Here is a 17,174-nt window from a genome sequence, read left to right on the forward strand (position 1 = left end):
TGGCCGCGCGCGCCTCGCTCCGCCATCATCGGCGAATGCGTCGTGCCGACCGGCTCTTCCTCATCATTCACGCCCTGCGCGGGCGTCGTACCGCGCTGCAGGCGCGCCAGCTGGCCGGCACGCTCGGTGTCTCGCTACGCACCGTCTATCGCGACGTGGCTGACCTCCAGCTCTCCGGCGTCCCCATCGAGGGCGAAGCCGGCGTCGGTTACCTGCTGCGCAAGGGCTCGGACATCCCGCCGCTGATGTTCACTGCCGACGAGCTCGAATCGCTGGTGGTGGGCACGCGCTTCGTGCGTGCGTTCGCTGGCCAGAAGCTGGCCGAAAGCGCACAGGCCGCACTGCTCAAGATCGAAGCGGTGTTGCCCGCCGATCTGCGCGAGCGCGCGACGCGCACGCGCATCTATGCACCCATCTGGCGCGATCAGAGCAAGACGGATTTCGCCGCGCTGATCGACCGGCTCAACGCGGCGATCACGGACAGCCAGGTGCTGCGCCTGGACTACAGCGACGAAGCGGGGCGCACTTCCACGCGCGAGGTGGAACCGCTGTGCCTGGCGTTCTGGGGTGGCAAGTGGACACTGGGAACGTGGTGCCGCCTGCGCGTGGGCTTCCGCAATTTCCGGCCGGATCGCATCGCAGGGTGCACCGTGACGGGCGAGCGGTTTGGTGAGGTGGATGGGCGGAATCTGGATGCCTATCTGGAAGCGATGCGCGGTTATTACGAGGGAATGGAGGGGTAGCTCTCTGTTCTCTCGCCGGTTCGTCCGGTAGGTGCTCGGAGCGGCGAGCGGAAGCGGCGGCATCCCTCGTCCCCCTGCATCATCCGGCAGACAAACCGGGGCGCGGCAACCGGCCAACGTGTTCCCGAGGCCACGCCGCCCAAAACCCGCTACGCTCCCCGTGCACCCATCCGGAGCGCCGCATGCCCACGACACCCCTACCCGTCGTCGCCAAGGCACCCGTCACCTGGCACCTGGACCTGGTCGCCGGCCTTTCCATCGCTGGTTTGCTGATTCCCGAAGCCGTTGCCTATTCCGGCATCGCCAACCTGCCTCCGCAGGCCGGCGTCATCGCGCTGTTCGTGGGCCTGGCCACGTATGGCCTGCTGGGGCGCAGCCGTTACGCCATCGTCTCGGCGACGTCGTCATCGGCGGCCGTGCTGGCGGCGGGTACGCTGGCCCTGGCGGGCGTGGACAATGTGTCGCGCGTGGCCATGGCGGCCACGCTGGTGCTGTTGGGCGGCGCCTGTTTCCTCATTGCCGGTGCGGCCCGGCTCGGTGGGCTTTCGCATCTGATCGCGCGCCCGGTGCTGCGCGGCTACACGTTTGGTCTGGCGTGCGTCATCGCGCTCAAGCAACTGCCGCACCTGATGGGCGTGGCGGATGTGCACGGCGATTTCGTGCCGGCCTTGCTGGTGCAGCTGGCGAAGGTATTGCCACAGGTGAACCTGGCAGCACTGGGGGCGGGCGTGGTGGCGCTGCTCCTGCTGTTCGCCTGCGAGCGTTTCCGTCGGCTACCGGGCAGCCTGGTGGCTATCGCCCTCGGTGTGGCGGCGTCGGGCTGGTTGTCGGCGCATGGCGTGGGGCTGACCGGGGAGATTCGCCTGGCTGCGGATCTGGGCTGGCCCACCTGGCCAAAGAGTGGTCAGTGGTTGCCCAGTGTTGAACTGGCGGCGGCATTGTTGCTGATCCTGTATGCGGAGTCGTACAGCTCCGTCCGCGGCTTCGCGCTCAAGCACGGCGACGCAGTGAACCCGAACCGCGACCTGCTTGTACTCGGTGTCGCCAACGTGCTGTCGGGCGTGCTGCACGGCATGCCGGTGGGCGCGGGTTATTCCGGCACCTCGGCGAACGAGGCGGCGGGCGCGCAGTCGCGGCTGGCGGGGCTGATCGGCGCGGCCAGCGTGCTGGTGCTGGTGCTGCTGGCGCTGCGCTGGATCGAACGTATTCCGCAGCCCGTGCTGGCGGCCATCGTGATCCATGCGGTGAGCAAGTCGTTGCGCGTGTCGGTGTTCGCGCCTTACCTGCGCTGGCATCGCGACCGGCTGGTACTGGCGGCTGCGGTGGTGGCGGTGCTGTCGCTGGGCATCCTCAATGGCCTGCTGTGCGCCATCGCCTTCAGCCTGATCATGCTGTTGCGCCAGCTCGCCACGCCGCGCCTGAGCGTGTTGGGCCGGCTGGCGGACGGCCATGATTTCGTCGACATGGGGCAGCATCCTGGCGCGCTGCAGGTACCCGGCATGCTGATCGTCCGTCCGGAAGAGCCCTTGTTCTTCGCCAACGCCGAGGCCGTGCTGGCGCAGGCCCGCCATCGCGTGGAGGCCTGCCAGGGCCTGCGGCGCGTGGTGCTGAGCCTGGAAGTCTGTCCTGATCTGGACGGCACCTCGCTCGAAGCCATCGGCGATTTCGCCACCTGGCTGGCCGACCGTGGCATCGAACTGCGCGTGGCCCGCCTGAAGGATGAGGCGCGCGATGCCCTCTCACGCATGGCCTTACCCCAGCTTCCGCCACAGGCGCTGGAAGACTGGAGCGTGGAGGATGCCGTGTCGGCATCGCCGCTCACCACCTCTTTGTCCAAGGGAACCCCGAAGTGAAGAAAGCTCTCCGCACGACCTGGCTGGCCGCCGCCACCACGCTCGCTCTTGCCGCGCCCGCCTGGGCCGATACCTCCGCCGACGCGCGCTTCAAGCAGATCTACGAGCAGGAGTGGTCCTGGCGCAACGGTCAGTCGGGCATCGCCACGTCGGGCGAGGCACAGCCCAACGGGTCGCGCCTGGACAACGTGGATGCCGCCAACCAGCAGAAGCGTCTGGACTACTGGCAGAAGGTGTCCAACGACCTCGACGGCGTGGACGTGAAGCAGCTGTCGCCGGAAGAGCAGGTCAATTACGCGGTGTACCGCGCGCAGATCCAGAACCTGCTGGCCGCGCAGAAATTCAAGCAGTGGCAGATGCCCTTCAACAGCGACTCGGCGTTCTGGAGCGACCTGAGCTACGTGCTTGAAGGCGACAAGCTGCGCACCACGCAGGATTACCAGCGCTACATCGATCGCCTCAACGAAGTGCCGGCGTACTTCCAGCAGCAGATCGCCAACATGCGCGACGGCCTGGCGCGCGGCTTCACCGTGCCCAAAGAGGTCCTGAAGGGCCGCGACGTTTCCATTTCGTCGGTTTCAGAACTGAAGGATCCGACGCAGAGCAGCTTCTACAAGCCGTTCGAGAAAATGCCCAGCACGGTGCCTGCCGCCGATGCTGCGAAGCTGCAGCAGCAGGCGAAGCAGGCCATCAGCGCCAAGGTGATTCCGGCCTACGCAACCCTGCTCACCTTCTTCCGCAACGAGTACGTGCCCAAGGCACGCACCACGCTGGCGGCTGAATCCATGCCGGACGGCAAGGCGTGGTATCGCCAGCAGATCATCGAGTACACCACGCTGGACATGGATCCGGATGCCATCCACAAGGTGGGCATGGAGCAGGTGGAGAAGATCCATGCCGAGATGGTCAAGACCATGCAGGAGACGGGCTTCAAGGGAAGCTTTGCCGACTTCCTGCATTTCCTGCGCACCGATCCGCAGTTCTATGCCAAGACGCCTGACGAACTGCTGATGCGCACCGCCTGGGTGGCCAAGCAGGTGGACGCGCAGCTGGGCAAGGAATTCGGCCGCCTGCCGCGCGGACGCTTCGCCATCGTGCCGGTGCCGGCGGATATCGCGCCGTACTACACCTCCGGTCGCGGCGGCGCGGGCCAGTACCTGGTCAACACCTATGACCTGCCGTCGCGCCCGCTCTACAACATGCCGGCACTGACCCTGCATGAATCGGCGCCGGGCCACTCGTTGCAGCTGGCGCTGGCCAGCGAACAGCACGGCCAGCCGGACTTCCGCCGCGAGGGCTACATCTCCGCCTACGGCGAAGGCTGGGGCCTGTATTCGGAATACCTCGGCAACGAGATGGGCATCTACAAGACGCCCTACGACCGCTTCGGTTACCTCACCTACCAGATGTGGCGTGCGTGCCGCCTGGTGGTGGACACCGGCATCCACCACCTGGGCTGGACACGCCAGCAGGCGATCGACTTCATGACGCAGAACACCGCGCTGTCCGATCGCGAGATCGCCAACGAAGTGGACCGCTACATCAGCTGGCCGGGCCAGGCGCTTTCCTATGAGCTGGGCTACCTGAAGATCCGCGAGCTGCGCCAGAAGGCCGAGCAGGCGCTGGGCCCGAAGTTCGACGTCCGCCACTTCCACGACACCGTGCTGCAGATCGGCTCCGTGCCGCTGCCGGTGCTGGAGAAGCGCGTGGACCAGTTCATCGCCGAAGGCGGCCCGGAGCCGGATTTCGGCTGTGACTGCAGCAAGGGCAAGGACGCAAAGAAGTAAGCACGTCGTCTAAGCCCGACGGAGCAGTGGCACCCGCGAGCGAGTGCCACTGCCCTGGGGTTCAGGGCTTTCCTTTCTCCGCATAGCGCTGCAGGCGTTCCAGCTGATCCATCAGCATGCCGTTGGCGGCCGTGGCGATCTTGTCCAGGCCGCTCGCGCCGGAGCCGTTGACGCGGTAGTCGAACTGCAGCGCCGTGCCCTCGGGCGCGGGCTTCAGGGTGAAGGTCATCACGCCATTCACCGCGAGGGACTGCAGTGGTCCCAGCGCCGTATCCAGCCGTAGCACGTGGCCGGGTGCCGCCCAGATCACGCGGCCATGTTCCACGCTCTGGCCAGCCCAGCGCTCGCAGAAGCAGCCGCCGGCCTCGGCCTTCAGGCTCAGGTGCGAGGCATCGCCGGAATAGGTGTGTTCGCTGTTCCACCAGTGGCCCACGTCGGTGAGCGCGGCATAGAGCTTGTCCGGCGGCGCGTGGATGGTGCGGTTGTCCTGGATCAGCAGGTGGTCGGGCGCGGCTTCCTTGACCTCGGCGTGTGCGCCAAGGCTGACCCACGAAAAAAGGACCGCGGCGGCAAGGGTTTGGTGACGCATGGCGTTTCCTCCCGGCTGGGGCAGGGCGGAGTATGCGTCTGTGGATAACTGGCCAGTACTGGCCAAACGGTGGATAACCCGCCCACTGGCGAAAAATTCACCAGTAAAGTAAAGTAGCTATCAACTTCACAGGGAGAGTCGAACCATGGCGGCTCATCTCCAGCCAGCAAGTCATCCCGCCTCTGATCTCGGCGGCCCCGCGCTGCGCGCCTTCTTCAACATCGCCGAGCGCTGGAACCTGCGCATCGCCGACCAGCGCCGCCTGCTGGGCGATCCGCCGGAATCAACCTTCTACAAGTGGAAGCGGCTGCAGAGCGGCACCCTGGGCCGCGACACGCTGGAGCGCATCAGTTATCTGCTGGGCATCTTCAAGGACCTGCAGATCCTGTTCCCCGACACCGCCCAGGCCGATGGCTGGGTCCATCGCGCCAACCGCGCCAGCATGTTCGGCGGGCACTCCGCACTGGATCGCATGCTTTCCGGCAACGTGGCCGATCTCTACGTGGTACGCCAGTATCTGGACGCCCAGCGCGGGTGATCAGAGCGAGAAGTGAGTGAAGAGAAGTGAGGAGTGAGAGAAGGGCAGAGCTTGCGACTCTCACTTCTCACTTCTCTTCACTCGTTCCTGGCCTTACGTCGCAACCGGCGATACGCCTCTCCGCCATACTCTTTCCCTCTGGCAGATCGCGTGAGAGTTGCACGTCATGGCCGACATTCCACCGCTCAAACGCATCCGCTGGAGCCATGCCTACCGCATCGTTCCCAGCCGTTTTCCGCCCATTGGCGTGTTCGACCGCATCGCCGAGCCGGGCGATCTGGAGGCGCTGTACGCCATCGAGGCGATGACCAATCCGCGCCTGCGCGACGAGATGGGCGACCTGCAGCTGGTGCCGGCCGAGCGTCGCATCAGTGGCCCCGGCACCACGCCGGTGATGGCGGCATTCACCCACCTCAACCCCGAAGGCAGCCGGTTCTCCGATGGCAGCTGGGGCGTGTTCTACGCCGCGCACAGCGTGGCAACGGCGGTGGAGGAAACGGTCTATCACCGCGAGCTCTTCCTTGCCGCCACGGCGGAACCGGCCTGCGATATCGAAATGCGCTGCTACAGCACCAGCATCCAGGCGAAGCTGCACGACCTGCGTGGCGGGTGGAAGGCCGAGCACGATGCGGATGACTATGCCGCCGGCGTCGCGCTGGCGCGCAAGCTGCGCAACGCGGGTTCCGATGGACTGGTCTACGACAGCGTGCGCCATGCCGGTGGCGAATGCGTGGCGGTGTTCTATCCCGACCGCGTGGCGCCCTGCGTGCAGGCACAGCACCTGATGTATCGCTGGGACGGCCAGCGCATCGCCCAGGTGCTGACCGTCGATGAGTGGAAGCGCGGCTAGCCGGTCCGCGCGCCGGGCATAAAAAAGGCCCTTCTTGCGAAGGGCCTCCGCGGCGTCCTTGCCGACAGGTCTCCCCTTGTCAGAAGCGATAGCCCACGCTGGCGCCGAACACGATGGGGTCGATCTTGGCGGTGCCTACCTTGGCGTTGTCGACTTTCACATCGCCCTCGATATAGGCCCAGCGCACGTCCACCGTGGCCAGCCACTTCTCGGAGATCTTCAGGTCGAAGCCCGCGCGCACTGCCGGGCCCCAGCTGTTGGCGATGCTGACGCTGCTGCCGTAGAGCGCGCCGGTGGCATGGGTACCGAAGAAGTTGGTGTAGTTGACGCCGGCGCCGAGGAAGGGCGACCAGGCTGCGCCAGGCATGAAGTGGTAGTTGATGCCGAAGGTCGGGGGGAGCTCCTTCGTGCGGGCCACCGTGCCCAGCCCGGCAAGGCTGATGTCATGCAGGAACGGCGTGGCGGCGAGTACATCCAGGCCCCAGTTCGGGGTGAACATGTACTCGAGGTCGATGGTGGGCCGGCCGCTGCTGCTCACGTCGGCGCGGGCACCGGCAAGCGTGCCGTTGTTGCTCTTGGGCGCCACGACGGCGGCACCGACGCGCACGACCCAGTTGTCGTCGGCGTGGGCGGCGGGAGCAGCAACCGCACCGAACGTAGCGGCAAGGACGAGAGGGAGCAGGACTTTCATGGCGTGGTTCCGTTGTGTCTTTCGTGGGGGACAAGGCCATGGTCGTTAGGATCTCGTTGCGTGCTTTTGATCCAGATCATTCGTAAACGGGGCATACGGACGCAGGCACCGACGTCAGGAAAAGCAAAAGGCCCGCACGATGGCGGGCCTTTCTGCGTGTTGCATGCACCTGGGCTCAGGTATCGGCGTTGGTTGCCCAGCCTTCGCGATTGCCGCGCGTGAACACGCGGTCGCTGTCCAGCACGTCGCCCGCGGCATGCGCGGCCTGTGCCTGCAGGCTGGCATAGATCGGCGTGAAGTCCGGGCGCGTGGCGTCGAACAGCTGCTCGAAGCTGTCGATCACGAAGTAGGTCTGCTGGAAGGTATCGATGCGGTAGCGCGTGCTCATCACGCGTTCCAGGCCGAAGCCGATGCGGTTCGGGGAGGCGGAATCCAGCGAGTAGATCGACTCGCCCTTGGAGCTGACGATGCCTGCACCGTAGATGCGCATGCCTTCGCTGGTGTTGATCAGGCCGAACTCCACCGTGTACCAGTACAGGCGCGTGAGGTTCATCAGCGCTTCGGGACCAATCGCAAACGCCTTCATGCCGCCACGGCCATAGGCCTGCATGTAATCAGCGAACACGGGGTTGAGCAGCAGCGGCACATGGCCGAACAGGTCGTGGAACAGGTCCGGCTCGCTCAGGTAGTCGAGCTGGTCGGGCTTGCGGATCCACCAGCTCACCGGAAAGCGTCGATTGGCCAGATGATCGAAGAACACCTCGTCCGGCAGCAGGCCTTCCACCGCCACCAGCTCCCAGCCGGTGGCGGCACCCAGCACCTTGTTCAGGTCGGCAAACTTGGGGATGCCGCCGTCGCCCATGCCGAAGCGCTCCACGCCGTCCAGGAATTCCTGGCAGGCACGGCCGGGCAGCAGGTCGCGCTGGCGCGCGTAGAGGGTGTCCCACACCTGATGGTCGGTGGCGGTGTAGTCCGCCCACGGCTGCTCCACGACGCCCGTGGCATACACCGGCACATAGCCACGGTCGGTCTGATGGTGCTCTACGCGGCGCGGTGTGGTGTTCATGGCGTGCTCCTGGCGATCAGGCCGGCGTTGCTTTGACGCTTCAGCATAGGGCGATTGCCACGCACGTTGATTGTTTTGTTGCATCTGTACAGCTCGATTGAGCAATAATCGTGTTCCATCAATCGTATCTATGGAGATTTATTGCCATGGCTACTCTGGATCGTACCGATCTGCGGATTCTTGCCGTCCTCCAGTCGGAAGGGCGCATCACCAACGCGGAGCTGGCCGACAAGGTCAGCCTGTCTCCCTCGGCCTGCCTGCGCCGGCTGCAGCGCCTGGAGGCGGATGGCGTGCTGACGGGCTATAGCGCCCAGGTGGACCCTCAGGCGGTGGGGCTCGGGCTGCAGGCCTTTGTCCGCGTGCAGCTGGCCAAGCACGAAAGCGCCCAGGTCGAGCGCTTCGTGGAACTGGTCAACGACTGGCCGCAGGTGGTCTCCTGCTATGCCCTGACCGGCGACATGGACTACCTGTTGCACGTCTATGTGACTGATCTGCAGGATTTCTCCCGCTTCCTGCTCGACCGGCTGCTCAACGCCTCGGGCGTGGCGGATGTCAATTCCAGCTTCGTGCTGCGCACCGTGAAGCACTCGTCGGCCCTGCCGCTGGGCCAACGGGAGCACTGATGGTGCGACGCAGGGACGCAGCCAGCGACTAACGCTAAACTAACCGGACTGATGAACAGCCATTCCCTTACCGCCCCAGCCCGCCGAGACCTGATGCGACCCTTGCGCTACCTCTGGCGCGTGCCTTTGCTGCTGCTGCACATCGTGCTGGGCATACTGCTCTGCTCGCTCGTGCTTACCTGGCGCCGCGATGTAGTGATGAAGAATGGCCGCGAGCCGTTTGCGCATCGCACCATCCGATGGTGGTCCACCGCGCTGCTGCGCATCTTCGGCCTGCGTTCGGTTCGGGTGGGCAAGCCGCTGGCCGACCCGGTGCTGTTCGTCGCCAATCACACCTCCTGGATCGACATCGAGCTGCTGCACAGCCAGCGCGCGGCCTGTTTCGTGGCCAAGGCGGAAATCGCCAGCTGGCCGCTGGTCGGCTGGCTGGCCTCGGCGGGTGGCACCATCTTCCATCGCCGTGGCAGCAACCATTCGCTGGCGGCGGTGATGCAGGTGATGGTGGATCGTCTGCGCGCAGGTCGTTCCGTGGCCGTGTTTCCCGAAGGTGGCACCGGCCATAACGGCGTGCTGCGCGTGTTTCACGCGCGCATCTTCCAGGCCGCGCTGGATGCGGAAGTTCCGGTGCAGCCGGTGGCCTTGCGCTTTGCGCGTGCCGGTCGCCGCGTGGTCGATGCCGGTTTTCGCGACCACGAAAACTTCATGCAGAACTTCCTGCGCCTGCTGGGCGAGGCGCCGCTGGATGCCGAGGTGCACTTCCTCGAGCCCGTGCCGGCCACGCCGGATGCGCGCCGTCGCATGGCCGAAACCTCGCGCGAGCGCATCGCCGCTGCGCTGGAAGACAAGCCCGGCACCGATAACCAAGCATGACGCTGCCCAAGGGAAAGGATTTTCTGCCGCCGGCGCCGCTGCGTAGTGGCCATATCCAGACCATGCTGTCTTCCAGCGGCGTGCGTCGCATGCTGCTGCCCAAGGCGGCGCAGACCGTGCTGCAGGGTTCGGAGCCGATGATGGTCGACGGCGGCGATGGCGTGCGGCTCACCGGCGCCTACACCGCGCAGAAGACGCATCCCCGGTCGCGTGGACTTGCCGTGCTGTTCCACGGCTGGGAAGGCAGCGTCGATTCCACCTATGTGCTGCAGACTGGCAGCCGCCTGCTCGGCGACGGCTGGGACGTTTTCCGCCTGAATTTCCGCGACCACGGCGACAGTCATCATCTCAACGAGGCGCTGTTCCATTCGTGCCGCATCGACGAGGTGGTGCACGCGCTGGGCGATATCGCGCAGCGTTTCCCCAACCGGCCGATGGCGCTCGCAGGATTTTCGCTGGGCGGCAACTTCGCGCTGCGTGCCGCCATGCAGGCTCCGGCGGCAGGTCTGCCGTTGAGCTACGCGCTGGCGGTGTGCCCGATCATCGATCCGGGCGAAGGGCTGTTCTCGCTGGAAGGCCAGGCGCCGTGGTTCTACCAGGCGTACTTCATGCACAAGTGGCGCCGCTCCCTGCAGGCCAAGCAGGCAGCGTTCCCGCACCAGCAATACTTCGAGCTGGCCGAGCTCAAGCAGAACCTGCGCGGCCTTACCGCGTCGCTGGTGGCGCGGCATACCAATTTCGCGTCGCTGGAAGCCTATCTGGATGGCTATTCGGTGGCCGGCCGCGCGCTGGCGGACATGCACGTGCCGTGCACCATCCTTACCGCGCGCGATGATCCCGTCATTCCCGTGGCAGCCTTCGAGAAGCTGGACCTGCCGGCCAACGTGGAGCTGGACATCTCACCCTACGGCGGCCATTGCGGCTTCATCCGTGGCTGGAACATGACCAGCTTCACCGACGACTACATCGCCGCGCGCTTCAACGCGATCGTGCCCTGATCCTTTCTTTCCCGGTGGGAGCGCACCCTGTGCGCGACTGGGCAACCCGTGGACGCCAGTCGCGCACAGGGTGCGCTCCTGCAGGAAGGGTTACGCGCGGTTCGTCACGACGGCGTTGCATCATCCGCGTCAGGATCGCCAGTCATTCCACCGGGAGACAAGCAGATGGCTCACGCCAAGGGCAGCTTCGAGGTAAAGATCACGCCGCAGGCACCAGACGAAGGCGTAGGCGATCCCAGCGTCGGCCGCATGGCCATCGAAAAGCAGTTCCACGGCGACATGCAGGGCGAGGGCCATGGTCAGATGCTGGCGGTGGGTACGGCCGTGGACGGCTCGGCCGGCTACGTGGCGATGGAACGGGTCAACGGCAGCGTGCACGGCCGCCAGGGCAGTTTCGCACTGCAGCACGCCGGCACGCTGACGCGTGGCACGCCGCAGCTCTCCGTCACCATCGTGCCGGATTCGGGCACGGACGGACTTGCCGGCATCGCAGGGCACCTGACCATCACTATCGCGAACGGCGTGCATTCGTACGATCTCGACTACAGCCTGCCCGATAGCCCATGACGCTACCCCCTCGCGGCGACATGGCGGTACGCTGTCAGACTCCCTCCATGGAGTGTGTTCCATGCGCAAGTTGATCCTTGGCCTGCTGGGGCTGCTGATGGCCCAGGCGGCGATGGCGGCACCGCAGCTGGACAAGCTCACGATGCCGAAGGGATTCCACGTCGCGGTGTATTCGGACCAGGTGCCGAACGCGCGGGAAATCGCACTGGGCGCCAAGGGCACGGTATTCGTCGGTTCCAACAGTGCCGGCAAGGTCTATGCCCTCACCGACACCAGGGGCGACGGGCATGCCGACAAGGTGCGCGTGATCGCCAGCGGCCTGCAGCTGCCGGTGGGCGTGGCCTTCAAGGACGGCAACCTGTATGTGTCCGCCGTGAGCAAGATCCTCGTGCTGCGCGACATCGAGAATCACCTCGACACCCCACCCACGCCGGAAGTGGTCAACGACAAGTTTCCCACCGAGACCCATCACGGCTGGAAGTTCATTGCCTTCGGGCCAGACGGCAAGCTGTATGTGCCGGTTGGTGCACCCTGCAACATCTGCGACAAGGGCAAGGACTACGCCAAGATCACGCGCATGAACGCGGACGGCAGCGGGCTGGAAGACGTGGCCTACGGCGTCCGCAACACCGTGGGCTTCGACTGGCAGCCGACGACGAAGCAACTGTGGTTCACCGACAACGGCCGCGATCTGATGGGCGACGACATGCCCAGCGACGAGCTGAACCGGTTGTCGCATGTCGGTGAGCACTTCGGCTATCCGTACTGCCACCAGGGCGACACGCTCGACCCCGAGTTCGGCCAGGGCAAGAACTGCAAGGACTATACGCCGCCGGTTTACAAGCTGGGCGCGCACGTGGCGTCGCTCGGCATGCGCTTCTATGAAGGGGCGCAATTCCCGGCCAGCTACAAGGGCGCGATCATCATTGCCGAGCATGGTTCATGGAACCGCAGCAAGAAATCCGGTTATCGCGTGATGGCCGTCCATCTCAACGGCGACAAGGTCACCGCGTATGAGCCACTGCTGGACGGTTTCCAGCAGGACGAACGGGCCTGGGGTCGTCCCGCCGACGTGCAGCCGCTGCCTGACGGCAGCGTGCTCGTCAGCGACGACCTGGCCGGCGCGGTCTATCGCGTTACCTACGAAAAACCCTGATGCGGCGCCTGCACGGCGACGCGACACTCGATTCATCGCCATTCATCCGGGAGAACGACCTTGCAACTGCGTAGTGACAGCTTCGAACACGGGCAGCCGATGCCGACGCGACTGGCCTTTGGCAAACGCGGCGAACCTTTCGCCCTGTCGGACAACCTCAGTCCGCACCTCGCGTGGAATGGCGCGCCGCACGCGACGCGCTCGTTCGTGCTCACCTGCCTCGACTTCGATGTGCCGAGCAAGCCGGACGACGTGAACCAGGAAGGCCGCGTGGTGCCGGCCGACCTTCCGCGCGTGGAGTTCGTGCACTGGCTGATGGCCAACATTCCCGTCGAGTGCGGCGAATTGGCCGAAGGCGCTTGCAGCAATGGCATCGTGGCACGCGGCAAGCGCGCGCCGTATGGGCCGCCGGGCAGCGTGCAGGGCATCAACGACTACACCGGCTGGTTCGCCGGCGATGCCGATATGCGCGGTGAATACCTGGGCTACGACGGTCCGTGCCCGCCGTGGAACGATTCCATTGTCCACCACTACCACTTCCGCCTGTATGCGCTGGACGTAGAGAGCCTGCGGCTCGCCGATGGGTTCACCGTGAATGAACTGCGCGAGGCGATGGACGGCCATGTACTGGCCGAGGCAGAGATCATGGGCACCTACACCATCAATCCCGCGGCAGCCTGAATGCCCTCGTCGCGAGCGTGAACGGTGACCAAAGGCCGGTCCGGACTGAGGCTATCTTCACGCTCGCAAGGCGCAGGCTGTGGGTGAATGTCGGCGGGTTGATGTCATGCCCGCCGAGAGGATCGCACCATGCTCCACTACGCCCTGGTTTTCCTGGTCATTGCCGTCATTGCCGCGCTGTTCGGTTTCACCGGTATCGCGGGTGCTGCCGCAGGCATGGCGAAGATTCTCTTCGTCATCTTCCTGATCCTGGCCATCATTGCGTTCTTTCGTCGCGCGAGTTGAACGAGGGCACGCTGGAGCGGCATCCCCCGGTACGCACGACCGAACACATTGGTTACAGTGAATGTCCGCCTCATCGGAGAACGTCATGAACAAGCAAGTCCAGGCGCACGAGGAAAACACGGCTGCCGAGCGTATCGAGGAACGTGCCGAGCGCATCAAGCAGGCCACCACGACCGCCGTGACGAACACCAAGGAAGCCGTGGAGCGCGCTGCCGATCACGTCGAGGACGGCCTGCATCGCGCCACCGACAAGGCAGCAGATGCCGCCACGCGGGCCACCGAGAAGGCTGACGAGTATCGCCAGCGCGGCCGCGAGGCGTACGACGACGCCATCGACCGCGCCGATGAATGGCTGGAGCGCGCCCGCGACTACGTGCGCGAGAAGCCTGTGCAGTCGGTGGCTATTGCCATTGGCGCCGGCTGGTTGCTTGGCCGCATACTCCGCCGCTGATTGATCACCTGAGCCCGTTCAATGGCCTCATCGCAGCGACGAGGCTACCCATAGGCTCACAGCCGAGGACAGCGGATGGACCAGACCGGACGCGATGACGCGCCCGCCTCGCCCGACGAGACGCCTTCTCCTGCGCCGCCGGGCCTGCTGGACGACATCGGCCGCCTCGGCCGGGCCTTCCAGAAGCTGTTCGGAGCTCAGCTCAAGCTGCTGGCGGCCGAGCTGGGGCTGGCGCGCAGCGCCGTCCACTGGTTGCTGGTGGCCGGTCTGGTGGCCACCGTGGCCGCCGTCGGCTTCGGGCTGACCCTGCTGGGCCTGATCGGCTGGCTGCTGGCGCAGTGGTTCGGTTCGTGGACCTGGGCCCTGGTGTCGCTGGCCGTGGTGGAACTGGTCTTCCTCGGCGGGGCGCTGCTGCTGTTCCGTCGCTGCATGCACTGGATGACGCTGCCCGCGACGCGGAGCGAATGGGGTGCGATGATGCGCGAGACCCTGCGCCGTCCCGACCCGCAGGCCGATCCCCGCCCGGAGGACGAGCCATGAGCCTCATCAAGCAACTGCATGCGGTACGAGAAGCGCAGGACCGCGCGCAGAACGCCCGTGGCGAACTGGCCGTGCCCGCCCAGGCCCTGTTGTCGCGCGGCCAGCGTTACCCGCTGACCACCGTGGGCATGGCGGCCGGAGCGGGCTTCGTGCTTGGCCAGCTCAACGTGCATCCGCTCCGCGTGCCCGGCCTTGGCGCCCTGTTGAGCGGCACGGCGGCGGAAGTGGTCGGACAGGCCATGCGACTGGTCGCGGATTTCGCGCAGGAACACAGCGACCTTTCATGAACACGCCGATGTCCCCGCCACCGCCTGTCGCCGCGGGTGACGAGGCGCTTCTGGATCTGCCCGTCGAAGCGATGGTGCCCAGTCGCGAGCCGAGGCTGAACCTGTTGCACGTGAACCGCGCCCAGAGCGCGCGGCGACACCTGCGCGGCATCCGCATGGTGCTCAACATCTTTCTGGCGCTGGCGCTGCTGTACACGGTGACGATCACCAAGCAGTTGCTGATACCGCTGGTGCTTGCCTCCTTCATCGGTCTGGCACTCAACCCCATCGTGGCGCGCTGCGCGCATATGGGTATTCCTCGCTGGCTCGGTGCCAGTGTGTTGATGATCGGCCTGATCGCCGGCATCGGCACTGGCATCGGCATGCTCACCCAACCCGCGCTGGGCTGGGTGCACGAGGCGCCGACTGCCATTCGCAGTTTCATTCCCAAGCTGCGCAGCGTGATGCAGCCGCTGGAGGCTGCCAATCGCGCCACCCAAGGCCTGACCGGGCCGACGCGCGTGCAGGGTTCGGTGCAGTCACCGCTTTCCATCACCATCTGGGACATCGTGGCCACCACGCCCAAGGTGCTGGCGGGCGTGCTCACGGTGGTGCTGCTGGTGTTCTTCTTCCTCGTCTACGGCGACCTGATGCTCAGGCGGTTGGTGCAGGCCTCGCCGAGCTTCGGCTACAAGCGCCATGCGGTGCATGTGGTGCGCGGCATCCAGTTCGAGGTATCGCGTTACATTCTCACCGCCACGCTGATCAATCTTGGCCTGGGCGCCGCCACGGCCGGCATGCTGTGGCTCTATCACATGCCCGATCCGCTGTTGTGGGGAACAGTGGCGATGCTCGCCAATTTCATTCCCTACGTGGGCGCGATCAGCACCACCGCCGTGCTCGCCGTAGTGGGCCTGCTCAACTTCAACCAGGCGGGTTCGGCCTTGCTGCCGGCGCTCACCTTTGCCGGCATCACGGCATTCGAAGGCAATGTGGTCACGCCACTCATCCAGGGTCATCGCATGCGGCTCAGCCCCATCGCGATCCTGCTGTGGCTGCTGGTGTGGGGCTGGCTGTGGGGCATTCCAGGCGCCTTGCTCGCGGTACCCATGCTCACCAGCGCCAAGCTCGTGGCCGAGCGCGTGCGTGGCTGGCGCTGGTTTGTGCGCATGGTGCAGCGCTGATCGCCGGATGACCGCGCCGCTCGCCATCCGCTTTGTAACGGCGCAGGACTTCGCCGCCTGGCAGCCGCTGTGGGATGGCTACAACGCGTTCTATGGGCGCAGTGGAGAAACGGCGTTGCCGGAGGCATTCACGCGCATCGCGTGGTCGCGCTTCCTGGATCCGGCCGAACCGATGCATGCGCTGGTGGCCGAGCGTGAAGGCCAGCTGCTCGGCCTCGCGCACTATCTGTTCCATCGCAACACCACCAACCCCGCGGACAACTGTTACCTGCAGGACCTGTTCACCGTACCGGCCTCGCGCGGGCTGGGAGTCGGTCGCGCGCTGATCGAGGCGGTTTACGCGCAGGCGCGCGAAGCCGGCGCGGGACGGGTGTACTGGCAAACGCACGAAACCAATGCGACCGCCATGCAGCTCTACGACAAGCTAGCCGAGAAGTCAGGCTTTCTGGTGTACCGCAAGCCGTTGTAGTGTCGGGGCATCTCACGTTCGCAGCGGGTGGGTGCCATGCATGCAGGGAAGACGGGAGCGAAAGCATTTGCGTGGCTGCTCGCATGCTGCAGCTCTGTTGCCTTAGCGGCTTCCCCGGCGGCGGACACACGGCCGCTCTGCGGTGTTCCATCCGGCAGCCAGACTCCCGCCGTACGTGAAACCACGCTTGCCGGCGTCCCCGCGATACTTCGCGTGCCTGATCATGTCCGCAAGCCACCGATTATCCTCTGGCATGGCTTCGGTCCGCCCGCGAGCGAAAAGGCCATGATGGAAGCGTTGCCCCTGGACGACGTGGATGCTGTGAAGGTCTACCTTGGCCTGCCCTTGTTCGGTGCGCGTGCGCCCGAAGGTGGTATGAAGGAGTTGGCGCGGCGACAAGGCGAAGACGTCGGCCTGCTGGTCTTCAAGCCCGTGGTGGTCGGCGCGGCCGACGAATTGCCAAACGTGGTGGACGCATTGCGGAAAAACGCCTGCATGCAGCAGGGCGCATCGGTGACGCTGGTTGGCTTTTCCGCAGGTGGCGCGGCGACGCTCGATGCGCTGATACAAGCCAAGGTAGCCATCGATGTGGCGGTACTCATCAACCCTTCCACTGGCCTGAGCGAATCAGTACAGGCGTACGAGAAGGCCACCGGCAAGACCTACGCCTGGTCGCCCGCTTCGCGCGCGCTGGCGCAGGAAAGCGATGCTGCCGCGCATGTATCGCAGATCGCCGCCCATCGTCCGGCACTGCTGTTCCTGCAGGGCACCGACGACGCCGTGATCGATGCGATGGCGGTGTCGTCGCTGGTCGAGCGCCTGAAGCCGTTCTATGGTGAACAGCTGCAACGATTGCAGCTGACCCGGCCCGCTGGCATGTCCCACCAGTGGGCCAGCGATCCCGCTACGTTGGCAGTGGTGCGCAAGGCTACCGGCGACTGGCTCGTCGAGCACCCGCCGTAGCTGC

At 65.6% G+C, this 17,174-nt stretch carries 21 protein-coding genes; 18 read left to right on the forward strand and 3 right to left on the reverse strand.

The window, feature by feature from the left end; all coding sequences use genetic code 11:
• Positions 1–35 precede the first annotated feature (35 nt).
• From H8F01_RS10130 to H8F01_RS10140, 3 genes are all read left to right on the forward strand, one after another.
• On the forward strand, positions 36–743 hold the full coding sequence (locus tag H8F01_RS10130) for a helix-turn-helix transcriptional regulator (RefSeq protein WP_187058898.1): 708 nt from the start codon (positions 36–38) through the stop codon (positions 741–743).
• 182 nt (positions 744–925) lie between these two features.
• Complete coding sequence (locus H8F01_RS10135) at positions 926–2,596, forward strand: SulP family inorganic anion transporter (RefSeq protein WP_187058899.1); 1,671 nt, start codon at positions 926–928, stop codon at positions 2,594–2,596.
• Positions 2,593–4,383, forward strand: coding sequence for a DUF885 domain-containing protein (locus tag H8F01_RS10140; RefSeq protein WP_187058900.1), 1,791 nt, complete (start codon positions 2,593–2,595; stop codon positions 4,381–4,383). The genes H8F01_RS10135 and H8F01_RS10140 overlap by 4 nt, the downstream gene beginning before the upstream one ends.
• A 61-nt stretch (positions 4,384–4,444) precedes the next feature.
• Here the strand turns inward: H8F01_RS10140 and H8F01_RS10145 are convergent, their stop codons facing one another.
• Positions 4,445–4,972: an SRPBCC family protein gene (locus H8F01_RS10145; RefSeq protein WP_187058901.1), complete on the reverse strand. Its 528-nt coding sequence runs from the start codon at positions 4,970–4,972 to the stop codon at positions 4,445–4,447.
• A gap of 145 nt (positions 4,973–5,117) precedes the next feature.
• On the opposite strand from H8F01_RS10145, the gene H8F01_RS10150 reads away from it, so the two are divergent.
• Together H8F01_RS10150 and H8F01_RS10155 are read left to right on the forward strand one after the other, a co-directional pair.
• Complete coding sequence (locus H8F01_RS10150; RefSeq protein ID WP_187058902.1) at positions 5,118–5,510, forward strand: MbcA/ParS/Xre antitoxin family protein; 393 nt, start codon at positions 5,118–5,120, stop codon at positions 5,508–5,510.
• A gap of 166 nt (positions 5,511–5,676) precedes the next feature.
• Positions 5,677–6,360 carry an RES family NAD+ phosphorylase gene (locus H8F01_RS10155; RefSeq protein WP_187058903.1) on the forward strand — a complete coding sequence of 228 codons (684 nt, stop codon included), beginning with the start codon at positions 5,677–5,679 and terminating at the stop codon, positions 6,358–6,360.
• 79 nt (positions 6,361–6,439) lie between these two features.
• Here H8F01_RS10155 and H8F01_RS10160 read toward each other — a convergent pair whose 3' ends face one another.
• Positions 6,440–7,051, reverse strand: a complete 612-nt coding sequence (locus H8F01_RS10160; RefSeq protein WP_187058904.1) for an OmpW/AlkL family protein — start codon at positions 7,049–7,051, stop codon at positions 6,440–6,442.
• Positions 7,052–7,226: 175 nt separating this feature from the next.
• Positions 7,227–8,117, reverse strand: a complete 891-nt coding sequence (gene phhA, locus H8F01_RS10165) for a phenylalanine 4-monooxygenase (protein WP_187058905.1) — start codon at positions 8,115–8,117, stop codon at positions 7,227–7,229.
• A gap of 146 nt (positions 8,118–8,263) precedes the next feature.
• On the opposite strand from phhA, the gene H8F01_RS10170 reads away from it, so the two are divergent.
• From H8F01_RS10170 to H8F01_RS10230, 13 genes are all read left to right on the forward strand, one after another.
• Positions 8,264–8,740 carry an Lrp/AsnC family transcriptional regulator gene (locus H8F01_RS10170; RefSeq protein WP_187058906.1) on the forward strand — a complete coding sequence of 159 codons (477 nt, stop codon included), beginning with the start codon at positions 8,264–8,266 and terminating at the stop codon, positions 8,738–8,740.
• Positions 8,741–8,791: 51 nt separating this feature from the next.
• Positions 8,792–9,610: a lysophospholipid acyltransferase family protein gene (locus H8F01_RS10175; RefSeq protein WP_187058907.1), complete on the forward strand. Its 819-nt coding sequence runs from the start codon at positions 8,792–8,794 to the stop codon at positions 9,608–9,610.
• Entirely contained in the window at positions 9,607–10,608 is a 1,002-nt protein-coding gene (locus H8F01_RS10180; protein ID WP_187058908.1) for a YheT family hydrolase, read from the forward strand. The genes H8F01_RS10175 and H8F01_RS10180 overlap by 4 nt, the downstream gene beginning before the upstream one ends.
• A gap of 165 nt (positions 10,609–10,773) precedes the next feature.
• Positions 10,774–11,175: a DUF3224 domain-containing protein gene (locus H8F01_RS10185; RefSeq protein ID WP_187058909.1), complete on the forward strand. Its 402-nt coding sequence runs from the start codon at positions 10,774–10,776 to the stop codon at positions 11,173–11,175.
• A gap of 61 nt (positions 11,176–11,236) precedes the next feature.
• A complete protein-coding gene (locus H8F01_RS10190) occupies positions 11,237–12,331 on the forward strand; it encodes a PQQ-dependent sugar dehydrogenase (protein WP_187058910.1) in 1,095 nt (364 codons plus the stop codon).
• Positions 12,332–12,391: 60 nt separating this feature from the next.
• Complete coding sequence (locus tag H8F01_RS10195) at positions 12,392–13,012, forward strand: YbhB/YbcL family Raf kinase inhibitor-like protein (protein WP_187058911.1); 621 nt, start codon at positions 12,392–12,394, stop codon at positions 13,010–13,012.
• A 129-nt stretch (positions 13,013–13,141) separates the two neighbouring features.
• A complete protein-coding gene (locus H8F01_RS10200) occupies positions 13,142–13,297 on the forward strand; it encodes a DUF1328 domain-containing protein (RefSeq protein ID WP_019466508.1) in 156 nt (51 codons plus the stop codon).
• 85 nt (positions 13,298–13,382) lie between these two features.
• The gene (locus H8F01_RS10205; protein WP_187058912.1) at positions 13,383–13,748 is read left to right on the forward strand and encodes an ElaB/YgaM/YqjD family protein; all 366 of its coding nucleotides are present in this window, start codon (positions 13,383–13,385) and stop codon (positions 13,746–13,748) included.
• 75 nt (positions 13,749–13,823) lie between these two features.
• Positions 13,824–14,288 carry an ABC transporter ATP-binding protein gene (locus H8F01_RS10210; RefSeq protein ID WP_187058913.1) on the forward strand — a complete coding sequence of 155 codons (465 nt, stop codon included), beginning with the start codon at positions 13,824–13,826 and terminating at the stop codon, positions 14,286–14,288.
• Positions 14,285–14,575, forward strand: coding sequence for a hypothetical protein (locus tag H8F01_RS10215; RefSeq protein ID WP_187058914.1), 291 nt, complete (start codon positions 14,285–14,287; stop codon positions 14,573–14,575). The genes H8F01_RS10210 and H8F01_RS10215 overlap by 4 nt, the downstream gene beginning before the upstream one ends.
• On the forward strand, positions 14,572–15,738 hold the full coding sequence (locus H8F01_RS10220; protein ID WP_187058915.1) for an AI-2E family transporter: 1,167 nt from the start codon (positions 14,572–14,574) through the stop codon (positions 15,736–15,738). Before H8F01_RS10215 ends, H8F01_RS10220 begins: the two co-directional genes overlap by 4 nt.
• A gap of 7 nt (positions 15,739–15,745) precedes the next feature.
• Positions 15,746–16,207: a GNAT family N-acetyltransferase gene (locus tag H8F01_RS10225; RefSeq protein ID WP_187058916.1), complete on the forward strand. Its 462-nt coding sequence runs from the start codon at positions 15,746–15,748 to the stop codon at positions 16,205–16,207.
• A gap of 285 nt (positions 16,208–16,492) precedes the next feature.
• Positions 16,493–17,170 (forward strand): prolyl oligopeptidase family serine peptidase, encoded by a 678-nt coding sequence (locus H8F01_RS10230; protein WP_187058917.1) that lies wholly within the window; start codon positions 16,493–16,495, stop codon positions 17,168–17,170.
• Positions 17,171–17,174 lie beyond the last annotated feature (4 nt).

This window comes from Dyella telluris (assembly GCF_014297575.1).
In the GTDB taxonomy this organism is placed as follows: domain Bacteria; phylum Pseudomonadota; class Gammaproteobacteria; order Xanthomonadales; family Rhodanobacteraceae; genus Dyella; species Dyella telluris.

Coding starts and splice junctions, on each gene's coding strand:
- phhA (WP_187058905.1), bottom strand. CDS start 8,117: ATGAACACCACACCGCGCCGCGTAGAGCACCATCAGACCGACCGTGGC.
- H8F01_RS10215 (WP_187058914.1), top strand. CDS start 14,285: ATGAGCCTCATCAAGCAACTGCATGCGGTACGAGAAGCGCAGGACCGC.
- H8F01_RS10175 (WP_187058907.1), top strand. CDS start 8,792: ATGAACAGCCATTCCCTTACCGCCCCAGCCCGCCGAGACCTGATGCGA.
- H8F01_RS10130 (WP_187058898.1), top strand. CDS start 36: ATGCGTCGTGCCGACCGGCTCTTCCTCATCATTCACGCCCTGCGCGGG.
- H8F01_RS10150 (WP_187058902.1), top strand. CDS start 5,118: ATGGCGGCTCATCTCCAGCCAGCAAGTCATCCCGCCTCTGATCTCGGC.
- H8F01_RS10160 (WP_187058904.1), bottom strand. CDS start 7,051: ATGAAAGTCCTGCTCCCTCTCGTCCTTGCCGCTACGTTCGGTGCGGTT.
- H8F01_RS10135 (WP_187058899.1), top strand. CDS start 926: ATGCCCACGACACCCCTACCCGTCGTCGCCAAGGCACCCGTCACCTGG.
- H8F01_RS10200 (WP_019466508.1), top strand. CDS start 13,142: ATGCTCCACTACGCCCTGGTTTTCCTGGTCATTGCCGTCATTGCCGCG.
- H8F01_RS10170 (WP_187058906.1), top strand. CDS start 8,264: ATGGCTACTCTGGATCGTACCGATCTGCGGATTCTTGCCGTCCTCCAG.
- H8F01_RS10230 (WP_187058917.1), top strand. CDS start 16,493: ATGATGGAAGCGTTGCCCCTGGACGACGTGGATGCTGTGAAGGTCTAC.
- H8F01_RS10145 (WP_187058901.1), bottom strand. CDS start 4,972: ATGCGTCACCAAACCCTTGCCGCCGCGGTCCTTTTTTCGTGGGTCAGC.
- H8F01_RS10180 (WP_187058908.1), top strand. CDS start 9,607: ATGACGCTGCCCAAGGGAAAGGATTTTCTGCCGCCGGCGCCGCTGCGT.
- H8F01_RS10225 (WP_187058916.1), top strand. CDS start 15,746: ATGACCGCGCCGCTCGCCATCCGCTTTGTAACGGCGCAGGACTTCGCC.
- H8F01_RS10210 (WP_187058913.1), top strand. CDS start 13,824: ATGGACCAGACCGGACGCGATGACGCGCCCGCCTCGCCCGACGAGACG.
- H8F01_RS10205 (WP_187058912.1), top strand. CDS start 13,383: ATGAACAAGCAAGTCCAGGCGCACGAGGAAAACACGGCTGCCGAGCGT.
- H8F01_RS10185 (WP_187058909.1), top strand. CDS start 10,774: ATGGCTCACGCCAAGGGCAGCTTCGAGGTAAAGATCACGCCGCAGGCA.
- H8F01_RS10155 (WP_187058903.1), top strand. CDS start 5,677: ATGGCCGACATTCCACCGCTCAAACGCATCCGCTGGAGCCATGCCTAC.
- H8F01_RS10190 (WP_187058910.1), top strand. CDS start 11,237: ATGCGCAAGTTGATCCTTGGCCTGCTGGGGCTGCTGATGGCCCAGGCG.
- H8F01_RS10220 (WP_187058915.1), top strand. CDS start 14,572: ATGAACACGCCGATGTCCCCGCCACCGCCTGTCGCCGCGGGTGACGAG.